Below are 13,118 nucleotides of genomic sequence, written 5' to 3'. Positions count from 1 at the left end.
TATAATATTTATTTTTTTTTATAATTATTAATTAATAAAATTAATTTTTTTTAATTATTTTATAATTTTTATTTTAAAAATTTTTTATTTATTAAAATTTATTGTTATATTTAAATCTTTTAATTGTTTTTTATCTATTAAAGATGGAGATTTAGTTAACAAACATTGACATTGACTAGTTTTAGGAAAAGCTATAACATCTCTAATAGAATTAGAATTTGTCATAATTGAAACTAAACGATCTAATCCAAAAGCTATACCACCATGAGGTGGTGCACCAAATTTTAAAGCTTTTAATAAAAAATTAAATTTTGAAATTTTCTCTTTATTATTTTTCATAAGAATTTTAAAAATCTTTTTTTGAAGTTTTGATTTATGTATTCGAATAGAACCACCACCAATTTCACAACCATTTAAAATTAAATCATATGATTTAGAAATTATTTTATCAAGATTTTTAAAAATATTTTTTTCATATTTTTTTTTAGGTGAAGTAAAAGGATTATGAAAAGATTCCCAAGATTTATTTTCAATATTATATTTAAATAAAGGAAAATTTATTACCCAAATAGGTTTATAACAAAATTTATCAAAAATATTATTTTTAATACTAAAATCCATATAACCAATATATAAACGTAATTTTCCAAAAATATAAAAAATATTTTTAATATCTCCAATACCTAAAAATATTAAATCTTTTTCATTAGCTTTTAAAAAAAAAATAATTTTTTCAAAAAATTTTTTTTTTATTTTTTTTAAAAAAAATGGAAATTTTAAATTTAAAAAATTTTTTTTAATATCATTTACAAAAAAAAAAAAAATATTTTTTAAATTATATTTTTTACATAAATTAATACATTCTTTAATTTTTATTTTTGACATATTAATACCATTTTGAATTTTCATACCTAATATTTTATTATTTTTATTAAATTCAAAATTTAAAAAATTTTTATATTTAATAATATTAATTTTATCAGTTAAATCTTTTATTTTTAATTTAATTCTAATATCAGGTTTATCTGTTCCATATTTTAATATAGAATCATTAAAATTAATAATTGGAAAAATATCAGGTAATTTAATTTTTATACTTTTTTTAAAAATTTTTTTTATCATTTTTTCAAATAAAAATCTAATTTTTTTTTCATTTAAAAATGAAATTTCACAATCAATTTGTGTAAATTCTGGTTGTCTATCAGAGCGTAAATCTTCATCTCTAAAACATTTAGTAATTTGAAAATATCTATCAAATGAAGAAATCATTAATAATTGTTTAAATAATTGAGGAGATTGAGGTAAAGAAAAAAAATTTCCAATATTTACTCTTGAAGGAACTAAATAATCTCTAGCTCCTTCTGGAGTACTTTTAGTTAAAAAAGGAGTTTCTATTTCAATAAAACCATTTTTATGAAGAAATTTTCTTATTTCATAAGTTATTTTATAACGTAAAAAAATATTTTTTTGCATTTGTTTTCTTCTTAAATCTAAAACACGATATTTTAAACGAACATTTTCTGATAAATTTTTATCATCTAAATTAAATGGTAATTCAATAGAATTATTTAATATTTTTATACTATAAACTATAATTTCTATTAAACCAGTTTTTATTTTTAAATTAATATTATTTTTAGGTCGTTTTTGAACTATACCCTTAATATTTAAACAAAATTCATTACGAATATTTTCTGCAATTTTAAAATTTTTAATATTTTTTTTATTAAAAACTATTTGAACAATTCCTTCTCTATCTCTAAGATCAATAAATATAATTTTACCATGATTTCTATATTTATTAACCCAACCATATAAATTAACATCTTTATTAATAAATTTTTCGGTAATTAAACCACAATATCTTCTTTTTGTTAACATAAATTATTACTAATAATATTAATTATTTAAAAAATATTTAAAATATTTCTTAAACAATGATTTTTTTTTAAAAATTTTTTCTTTAAATTTATGAAAAATAAAACCAGTTCCTGCAGGAACTAATCTACCAACTATTACATTTTCTTTTAACCCTCGTAAATTATCTTCTTTTCCTAAAATTGCAGCTTCTGTTAAAATTCTTGTAGTTTCTTGAAAAGATGCAGCAGAAATAAAAGAGTCAGTTGATAAAGAAGCTTTTGTTATACCTAATAAAACAGGAATATAAGTTGCAGGAAGTTTATTCTTTAAAATAATATTATCATTAATATTTAATAATTCATATTTTTCTACTTGTTCACCTACAATATAATCTGTATCTCCTGGAGAAATTATTTCTACTTTACGCAACATTTGTTTAATAATAATCTCAATATGTTTTTCATTAATTTTTACACCTTGAGAACGATAAATTATTTGTACTTCATTAACAATATATTTTATTAATTTATTAATACCTAATAATCTTAAAATATCTTGAGGATTAATTGGGCCTTCTACTATAATTTCTCCTTTATTTATAAATTGTCCATCATGAACTAAAATCTGTTTATTTTTAGAAACTAAAAAATTATGTTTTATACCATCAGAACTTATAATATTTAAAGATTGTTTATTTTTTATATCTTTATCAAAAAAAATATTACCTGTAATCTCTGCTAAAATAGCAGAATTTTTTGAAATTCTAGCTTCGAATAATTCTGCAACCTTTGGTAAGCCTCCAGTAATATCTAAAGTTTTTTTTACATTTACAGGAATATATGCTATAACATCACCAACTTTTACAAATTGTTTATTTTTAACTATAATTTTAGTACCAATTAAAAAATTAATTGTTGTAAATTTATTTACATCTTTTTTTTCCTCACAATTTTTAAATTCATTTAAAATATTTATTTGAGGCCTTAAAATTTCAAAATGTTTTTTTTTATTAATTTTCTTTGAACCTATTACTAAATAAATATTTGATTTAATTAAAGAATCAAATTTTTTTTCAACAGTTAAATTTTTAAAAAAATTTTTAAATTTTATAAAACCAGAATTTTCAGCAATTATTGGACGTGCTAAAGAATCCCAAAAAGCTAATTTTTCTCCAATTTTTACTAAATCATTATTATTTATTAATAAAATTGCACCATATGGAATTTTATATTGTTCTATTTTATTTTTAAATTTATCTAAAATAAAAATTTTACCAAAACGAGAAATAACAATTAAGTTATTTTTACTATTTAAAATACAACGCATAGAAGAAGAAAATAAAATTTTTCCACTAACTTTAGTTTTTATAAAAGAATCTACAATAACTCTAGAAGTTGCACCACCTATATGAAATGTACGCATAGTCAACTGTGTACCAGGCTCTCCTATAGATTGAGCAGCTATTATCCCAACAGCCTCACCAACATTAACTAAAACACCTTTACTCAAATCACGACCATAACATTTAACACATAAACCATAACGAATTTTACATTTTAATGGACTACGAACTTTTATTGAATTAATTTTTAAAAAATTAATTTTTTCAATAATATCTTCATCTATTAATGTACCAGCATTACATATAATTTCTTTTGTTTCATAATCAACAATATCTTCTAAAGAAACACGACCTAAAATTCTTTCTTTTAAAGATTCAATAACTTTTCCATTTTCTATTAAAGATTTTAATTTTATTCCTTTTTTTGTAAAACAATCATATTTTAAAATTATTAAATCTTGAGTAACATCAACTAAACGTCTAGTTAAATATCCAGAATTAGCAGTTTTTAATGCAGTATCAGATAAACCTTTACGAGCTCCATGAGTAGAAATAAAATATTGTAATACATCTAACCCTTCTCTAAAATTAGATATAATAGGAGTTTCAATAATTGAATTATCTGGTTTAGACATTAATCCTCTCATACCTGCTAATTGACGAATTTGTATAGAAGAACCTCTAGCTCCAGAATTAATCATAATATAAATAGGATTTAAATCTTTTTTAAGAAAATTTTTTTTATAACTATTTTTTTTATATGTTTTTTCCATTTCATATATCATAATTTTACTTACATTTTCAGTAGTTTTACTCCATATATCTATTATTTTATTATAACGTTCTTTTTTAGTTATTAAATCTAAAGAATATTGTTTATTTATTTTATTAATTTTTTTTTTAGATATTGATATAATATTATTTTTTTCTTTAGGAATTTTCATATCATTTATAGAAATAGACATACCGGAAATAGTAGCCATTTTAAAACCATATTGAGTTAACTTATTAACAAATGATACTGTTTTTTTTATTCCATTTTTAAAAAATATAATACTAATTATTTTAGAAATTTTTTTTTTATTAATTATTTTATTAATTAAAGAAAAAGATAAATTTTTTGGAAATATTTCATATAACATCACTCTACCTACTGTAGTACTATATCTTCTATAAACATAAGATAAATTTTTTTTATCTTTATAATTTTCTTTTTCATAAACTCTTAAAATTATATTAGTAAATAAATCAACTACTTTATTATTATAAGCTACAATAACTTCATGTACATCACTAAATATTATTTTTTCATCTTCAATATTTTTAAATTTTTGAGTAGCATAATATAAACCTAAAATAATATCTTGAGTAGGAGTTATTGAAGGCTCTCCATTAGAAGGAAATAAAATATTTTTATCAGACATCATTAAAGATAATGCTTCACTTTGCGCTTCAATAGATAAAGGAATATGAACTGCCATTTGATCACCATCAAAATCAGCATTAAAAGCAGCACAAACTAATGGATGTAATTTTATAGCTTTTCCTTCTATAAGAACAGCTTTAAAAGCTTGTATACCTAAACGATGTAAAGTTGGAGCTCTATTTAATATTACAGGATGTTCTTTTATAATATCCTCTAAAATTTCTAAAATTATTGGATCTTGAGAATCAATTAATTTTTTTGAAAATTGTAAATCTGTAGTTATATCAAGAATATTAAGTCTTTGTAAAATAAATGGCTTAAATAATTCTAAAGCCATAAGTCTAGGTAAACCACATTGATGTAAATCTAACTCAGGTCCTACAATTATTACAGATCTTCCAGAATAATCAACACGTTTTCCTAATAAATTTTGTCTAAATCTTCCAGTTTTACCTTTTATCATTTCTGATAAAGATTTTAAAGGACGTTTATTAGAACCTAAAATTACTTTTCCAGACCTACCATTATCAAAAAGAGCATCAACTGCTTCTTGTAACATACGTTTTTCATTTTTTAAAATAATTTCTGGTGCTTTTAAATTTATTAATTTTTTCAATCTATTATTTCTATTAATAATTCTACGATACAAATCATTTAAATCAGAAGTTGCAAATCTACCACCTTCTAATAAAACTAACGGTCGTAATTCAGATGGTAATACAGGTAATATTTTCATTATAATCCATTGTGGTTTCATATTAGATTTTTTTAAAGCTTCAAAAATTTTTAAACGTCTTAAAAGTTTTTTAACTTTTGAATTAGATTTTAAATTCTTTAAAGATTTTTTTAAATTCTTAATATTTTTTTTAATATTTATAGAAGATAATAATTTTTGTATTCCTTCAGCTCCCATTAAAGCTAAAAAATCTTTTTTATATCTTTCTTTATTTTGAATATAAACATTTTCTGATATAACTTGTTTTTTTTTTAAAAAAGATTTACCAGGATTAATAATAACATATTTTTCAAAATACAAAACTTTTTCTATATCTTTTAAATTCATATTTAAAATTATACTTAATCTAGACGGTAAGGACTTTAAAAACCAAATATGTGCTACAGGAGCAGCTAAGGTAATATGTCCCATTCTTTCTCTTCTAACATTAGTTAATGTTACTTCTACACCACATTTTTCACAAATAACACCACAATATTTTACACGTTTATATTTTCCGCATAAACATTCATAATTTTTAACAGGTCCAAAAATTTTAGAACAAAATAAACCACTTTTTTCAGGTCTAAATGTTCTATAATTTATAGTCTCAGATTTTTTTACTTCTCCATAAGACCAAGATCTAATTTTTTTATCAGAAGCTAATTTTATTTTTATTGAATTAAATTGATTTTTATATCTAACAAACTTTAAAAAATTAGTTATAAGTTTCATATATTTTTATATATCCTTTTTTTATATTTTAAAAAATTATTTATATTTTAATTTTATATCAATTCCTAAAGAACGAATCTCTCTAATTAAAACATTAAAAGATTCGGGTATATTAATATTAATTATACCAATATTATTTATTAAATTTTTATAAATTTCAGTACGACCATTAATATCATCAGATTTAATAGTTAACATCTCCTGCAATGTATAAGAAGCACCATAAGCTTCTAAAGCCCAAACTTCCATTTCTCCAAAACGTTGACCACCAAATTGAGATTTACCACCTAAAGGCTGTTGAGTTATTAAAGAATAAGGACCAATTGATCTAGAATGAATTTTATCATTTACTAAATGATTTAATTTTAAAAAATAAATATAACCAACAGTTATAAATTGTTTAAAAGCCTCTCCTGTTCTACCATCATATAAAATAATTTGATTTTTTTTTTCATTAATTTTTAATTTTTTAGAAATATTTTTAGGATAAGCTAAATTTAATAAATAATCTATATCTTTTTCAGTAGCTCCATCAAAAACAGGAGTAGAAAAATAAACACCATTACTAATATTTTTTATTAATTCTAAAATTTCATTGTCATTAAAATTATTAAAATTCTCTTTTTTATAAGAAAAATTATAAATTTTTTCTAAAAATTTTCGTATTTCTAATAAATTTTTTTGAGAATTTATCATTTTTTGTAAACGTAAACCTAAACCCTTAGCAGCCCAACCTAAATGCGCTTCCAAAATTTGCCCAACATTCATTCTAGATGGAATACCTAAAGGATTTAAAATAATATCAACTACAGTACCATCAGACATATAAGGCATATCTTCAATATTTAAAATACAAGAAACTACACCTTTATTTCCATGTCTACCAGACATCTTATCACCTGGTTGTAATTTTTTTTTAATAGCTAAAAAAATTTTAATTATTTTTAATACTCCAGAAGGTAATTCATCACCTTCTGTTAATTTTTTTTTTTTTTTAATATACTTATCTTGAAAATAAACTTGTTTTAAAAAAAATAATTTTTTAATTCTTTTTAAAAATTTTTTTAAATTTTTATCTTCTAAATTAATTTCAAATAAATCTAAAAGTTTTAAATTTAATAAAAATTTTTTTGTAATTTTAATTTTATTTTTAACATCTAAATTAATATACATAAATTTATTTATTAATTTTTTTTTTAATCTTTGTAACAAATCATTTTCAATAAAAAATATTTTTTCCATTAAATTTAATTTGTATTTTTCTAATTTATCTTTTATAATTTGTATAGAACGTTCATCTTTAATAATACCTTTCTTAGTAAAAATTTCTACATTAATAACTGTACCACATATTTGAGGTGGTACTCTAAAAGAAGTATCTTTAAAATTAGAAATTTTTTCTTTAAAAATAGCACAAATTAATTTTTCTTCAGGAGTAATTTGAATATCATTTTTAGGTGTAATTTTTCCTACTAATACATCACCAGATACTACTTCCGCACCAAGATGAATAATACCAGAATCATCTAATTTAAATTTTTGTTTTTTAGGTAGATTTGGAACTTTTCTAGTATTTTTTTCAAATCCTAATTTAGTATCACGAATTAAAACTACAAATTCTTTAACATGTATAGAGGTATACACTTCTTCAACAACAATCTTTTTAGAAATTATAATAGAATCTTCAAAATTATAACCATTCCAAGACATAAAAGCCACAAGTATATTTTGCCCCAAAGATAATTCACCTAAATGACTTGAAGAACAATCAGCTATAACATCATTTTTTAATACTAAATCTCCAACATTAACAATAATTTTTTGATTAACATTAGTATCTTGATTAGTTCTTGAATATTTAACTAAATTATAAACATCAATTCCTAAATCATTACTCATAATTTCATCTTCATTAACACTTATAACAATTTTATTAGAATCTACAAAAATTATTTTACCACCTCTTAAAGATCTTATTACATCTCCAGAATTTGAAATTACAATTTTTTCTAAACCAGTACCTACTAAAGGCCTTTGTGCTTTCATACAGGGAACAGCTTGACGTTGCATATTAGCACCCATTAAAGCTCTATTCGCATCATCATGTTCTAAAAAAGGTATTAAAGATGCTGCTAATGATACTATTTGATTAGGAGAAACATCTATAAAATCAATTTTTTCAGGAGAAACAAAAATATTATTACCTAATTTTCTAGCAGAAACTAAAGGACCTATTAATTCTTTTTTATTATTAATAATAGAATTAGCTTGTGCTATAGTATAAAAAGCTTCATTAAACGCATTAAGATATTTAATTTCAGAAGTAACTTTTTTATTTACAACCTTATAGTAAGGTGTCTCTAAAAAACCATATTTATCTAATTTTGAAAACAAAGCTAGAGAGTTTATCAATCCTATATTAGGACCCTCCGGAGTTTCTATTGGACAAACACGCCCATAGTGAGTATAATGTACATCTCTAACTTCAAAACCTGCTCTTTCTCTTGTTAATCCTCCAGGTCCTAAAGATGAAATACGACGTTTATGTGTAATTTCAGATAAAGAATTTGTTTGATCTAAAAATTGAGATAATTGTGAAGTACAAAAAAAATCCCTTATAATTGTAGAAATTGTTTTTGTTTGATCTAAAAATTGAGATAATTGTGAAGTACAAAAAAAATCCCTTATAATTGTAGAAATTGTTTTAGAATTTATAAAATCATGAGGCATTAAATTATCTTGTTCAACATAATTTAAACGCTCTTTAATAAATTTTTCAGTTTTATTAAAAGCAAATTTTAATTGATTTTCTAATAATTCTCCAACACTTCTAATTCTTCTATTACCTAAATGATCAATATCATCTATACTACCAATATTATTTTTAAGATTAATTAAAGTTTTAATAACATATATTATATCCTTAATAGATAAAAGAGAAGTTCCATAAGAACTATCAAAACCAAATCTACTATTTAATTTCATACGACCTATTAAAGATAAATTATAACGTTTTTTATTAAAAAATAAATTTTTAAAAAAAATTTCTACAGTATCAATAGTTGGAGAATCACCAGGGCGCATAATTTTATAAATAAATTTTTTTGCAGAAAATGAATCTAAAGTTTTATCAAAATTTAAAATTTTTGAAATATAATCAATATAATTAATATTACTACTATAAATAATTTTTACAACTTTAATTTTATGTTTTATAAACATAAACAACAAATCTTTTGTAATTGTTTCATTTGCATAAGCAATTACTATTTTTTTATCAATATTACTAATAATATTTTCTTTTAAAACACGCCCCAATAAATATTTTATTTTAACTAAAAAAATACAATATTCAGTTTTTGAATCTATTCGTAATTTTTTTAAAGTAATTATCTCATTTTTTTTTATTAAAAGTTTTCCATTCTCTTTAAAAAGATTAAAATTAATTTTTTTTCCTAATAAACGATTAACAATAATTTTAATTCTAACAAAATTTTTTAAAATTAAAAATTTATCATATAAAGAAAAAGAATATAAAATTTTTTCAACAGTCATACCCATAGCTTTTAATAAAATTGTAACTGGCATTTTTGCTCGTCTATCAATACGAAAAAATAATATATCTTTAGAATCAAATTCAAATTCTAACCAAGAACCTTTATAAGGTACTATCTTAGCGTTATAAAAGATTTTTTCATCAGAAAAAAATTTTTTTTTATTATAATCAAAAAAAACTCCAGGTGATTTATATAATTGAGAAACAACAGTACGTTCTGTACCATTAATAATAAATGTTCCAAAATTTGTCATTAAAGGTATTTCGCCCATAAAAATTTCTTGTTCTTTAATTTCTTTTATAACTTTTGTTTCTAAAAAACCTTTATAAAAAATATTTAAACGAAACATAACTTTTAAAACAGAAGAATATGTTAAGCCACGTTCTTTACATTCTTTAATATTAAAAATAGGTTTTTCTAAAAAATAATATAAATATTCTATATTATAAGAATTATCTTTAGAAGCAACAGGAAAAAAAGTTTTAAAGATAAATTGTAAACCATAATTTTTTCTTTTTAAAAAAAAAATATCTTTTTGCAAAAATTTTTCATAAGATTTAAGTTGTATTTCTAATAAATTTAAAGTTTTAAACACCTTATTTCTATTTGTAAAAGATTTACGAATACTTTTTTTCTTAATAAAAGAATCAATATATTTAGTAATCATGATATTTATTATTAGTCATAAAATTTAAAAAAAAAAAAATTAAAAAATTTTTATTAAACATTATTTTATTAAAGCTTTAGCTCCAATAGATTCTATTTTTTTTATAAAAGTCTCTGCTTCTACTTTAGTTAAATTATCTTTTAAAGATTTAGGTATATTATCAACTAAATTTTTACATTCTTTTAATCCTAAACCAGTAAGTTCTCTAACAATTTTAATCACACTAATTTTACTAGTACCTATTTCAGTTAAAATTACTGAAAATTTTGTTTTTTCTTTTTTTTTAGAAATATTATTTATATTTTTATTCAAAGTATTAATATTATTAATATCATTAACTGATATACCTAATTTTTTTTCAAAACCTTTAATTAAATCATTTAACTCTAAAACACTTAAATTATTAATTACTTTAATAATCTCATCTTTTGTTAATTTTTTAATCATTAAATTTTTAAAAAATATATTAAAATTTAAATAACAATTTAAAATTGTTTTTAAATTTCTCTATTGTTAAAAATAAATACCTTATAAAAACATAAATATATATACATATTTTATATATATAAAATTATTTTTATATTTATATAAAATATATTTAATAAAAAACAAATAAAAAAAATAATTAATAATAATTTAAATAAAATTTTTATAATAATTATTTTTTTTTATTTTTTATAAAAAATAAAATTTTTATAAAATTAATTATAGAATACCTAAAAATTTTAAATAATTGCATTAATAACACATTTTTACTAGGGATATTTGCAAAATTTTTTATATCTAATAAAAAAATTTTTTTTTCAAAAAAACTTCCTATTTTAACAATTAAATTTTTATTAATTTTTAAAAAATCAATAATTACTTTAGATAATAAAATTACATCATTAGAAAAAAAACAAATTATTTGACCATTAATTTTTGAAATTATTTTTTCAAATTTACTTTTTATTAAAGCTTTTTTTAATAAGCTATTTTTAAATACAGATATAAAAATTTTTTTTTTTTTAAAAATTACTCTTAAATCAGTTAATTGATTAGTACTTATTTTTTTAAATTTAGCTAAAATAATAACATTAAAAATATTAATTTTTTCTATAATTTTAGATACAATTTTTTTTTTTTTATCAATATTAAAATTCAAAATACCTCCAAAAATATAAATATAAATTATTAATTATAAATATTATTAAAAAAATTTAATAATTAAAACTGTTGATTAATTTTAACACCTATACCCATAGTAGAAGATACCCAAATATTACGAAAATAAATATTTTTCAAAGAAATAGGTTTATTTTTTTTTAAAGAATTTAATAATGAAAAAAAATTAGATTTTAAACTTGAAATTTTAAAATTACTTTTACCAATTGATAAATTAATAATACCAAATTTATCACTTTTATAATTAACTTGTCCTAATTTAATATTTTTAACAGTATTAAAAATATCAGAAGATAATGTACCACTTTTTTTATTTGGCATTAATCCACGAGGTCCTAAAATTTTTCCTAAAGAATTTAAAATTAACATATTTTTAGGCGAAGTAACAACTACATCAAAAAAAATTCCTTTTAATTTAATTTTTTTTATTAAATCTTCCATACCAACAAAATCAGCACCAGCTTCTAAAGCACTTTTTCTTTCTTCATCTTTAGCAAAAACTAAAACTTTAACAGACTTTTTAAAATTAAAAGGAAAAATAACAAAACCACGAACAATTTGATCAGATCTTTTATAATCTATACCTAAATGAATAGAAATGTCAACAGATTCATTAAATTTTGCTATAGAACATTTTTTTATTAAAACAAAAGCTTCTTCTAATAGATACTTTTTTTTATTATTTATTTTTTTTAGAATTTCTTTTCTTTTTTTAGAAATTTTTAACATAAAAATTTTAAAATTATTAATTAAAAATTTATTAATTTTTTACTAAAACTCCCATAGAAATAGCAGAACCAATAATAGTACGAATAGCTCCTGATAAATTATTTGAAGTAAGATTTTTTCTTTTTTTAAGAGCAATCTCTTCTATTTGTTTCATAGAAATAGTTCCTACTTTATTTAAATTTGGCTTTGATGAACCTTTATCAATGCCTAAAATTTTTTTTATCAATACCGATGTAGGAGGAGTTTTTAAAATAAAATCAAAAGATTTATCAAAAAAAACAGTTATTACAACAGGTATAGGTAAATCCGATTCCAAATTTTTAGTTTGATTATTAAAATTTTTACAAAACTCCATAATATTTAAACCTCTTTGTCCTAAAGCTGGACCTATAGGAGGTGCAGGAGTAGCTTTTCCAGCTAAAATTTGTAATTTAATAAAACCTATAATTTTTTTCATTTAATAAAATAATTTAAAATATATATAATATAAAAAAAATAATTTTAATAAATTATATTTTTAATAATTTAAAAAATAAACATTTTTAATATTTTATTTTTTAAAAAAATATAAAATATTTCATATAATTAAATTATATGATAACATATTAATATATATTACACAATATATTTTTAATTAATTTATCTGAATAAATAAAAAAAAAAAACATAAAAATACAAAATAAAATAACTACAATAATAACTTCAATTACTTCAAAAAAAGTAGGCCAAATAATTTTTTTAAATTCTTTAAAAGATTTTTTTAAAAAATTAAAAAAAAAAATAATATATTTCATATATAATTTTTATTTTTTAATTATTAATTATTAATTATTAATTATTAATTATTAATTATTAATTATTAATTATTAATTATTAATTATTAATTATTAATTATTAATTATTAATTATTAATTATTAATGTT

The 13,118-nt window shown here is 19.5% G+C and carries 7 protein-coding genes and 1 pseudogene; all 8 read right to left on the bottom strand.

Annotated elements, in window-relative coordinates; all coding sequences use genetic code 11:
- Positions 1–84: 84 nt before the first annotated feature.
- A complete protein-coding gene (gene aspS / locus AACL00_RS00985; RefSeq protein ID WP_339044832.1) occupies positions 85–1,881 on the bottom strand; it encodes an aspartate--tRNA ligase in 1,797 nt (598 codons plus the stop codon).
- 75 nt (positions 1,882–1,956) lie between these two features.
- Positions 1,957–6,078: pseudogene (gene rpoC, locus AACL00_RS00980) on the bottom strand (DNA-directed RNA polymerase subunit beta'); the annotation flags it as partial.
- Between the two features lie 36 nt (positions 6,079–6,114).
- Positions 6,115–10,302 carry a DNA-directed RNA polymerase subunit beta gene (rpoB, locus tag AACL00_RS00975; protein WP_339044831.1) on the bottom strand — a complete coding sequence of 1,396 codons (4,188 nt, stop codon included), beginning with the start codon at positions 10,300–10,302 and terminating at the stop codon, positions 6,115–6,117.
- A gap of 60 nt (positions 10,303–10,362) precedes the next feature.
- On the bottom strand, positions 10,363–10,749 hold the full coding sequence (rplL, locus tag AACL00_RS00970) for a 50S ribosomal protein L7/L12 (protein WP_339044830.1): 387 nt from the start codon (positions 10,747–10,749) through the stop codon (positions 10,363–10,365).
- A gap of 211 nt (positions 10,750–10,960) precedes the next feature.
- Positions 10,961–11,446, bottom strand: a complete 486-nt coding sequence (gene rplJ, locus AACL00_RS00965) for a 50S ribosomal protein L10 (RefSeq protein ID WP_339044829.1) — start codon at positions 11,444–11,446, stop codon at positions 10,961–10,963.
- A gap of 62 nt (positions 11,447–11,508) precedes the next feature.
- Positions 11,509–12,195: a 50S ribosomal protein L1 gene (gene rplA, locus AACL00_RS00960; RefSeq protein WP_339044828.1), complete on the bottom strand. Its 687-nt coding sequence runs from the start codon at positions 12,193–12,195 to the stop codon at positions 11,509–11,511.
- Positions 12,196–12,226: 31 nt separating this feature from the next.
- On the bottom strand, positions 12,227–12,652 hold the full coding sequence (gene rplK / locus AACL00_RS00955) for a 50S ribosomal protein L11 (protein WP_339044827.1): 426 nt from the start codon (positions 12,650–12,652) through the stop codon (positions 12,227–12,229).
- 148 nt (positions 12,653–12,800) lie between these two features.
- Complete coding sequence (gene secE, locus AACL00_RS00950; RefSeq protein ID WP_339044826.1) at positions 12,801–12,989, bottom strand: preprotein translocase subunit SecE; 189 nt, start codon at positions 12,987–12,989, stop codon at positions 12,801–12,803.
- Positions 12,990–13,118 lie beyond the last annotated feature (129 nt).

The organism is Candidatus Zinderia endosymbiont of Aphrophora alni, from assembly GCF_964019745.1.
Classification (GTDB): Bacteria; Pseudomonadota; Gammaproteobacteria; order Burkholderiales; family Burkholderiaceae.
This window is presented reverse-complemented; position numbering and strand designations above follow the sequence as displayed.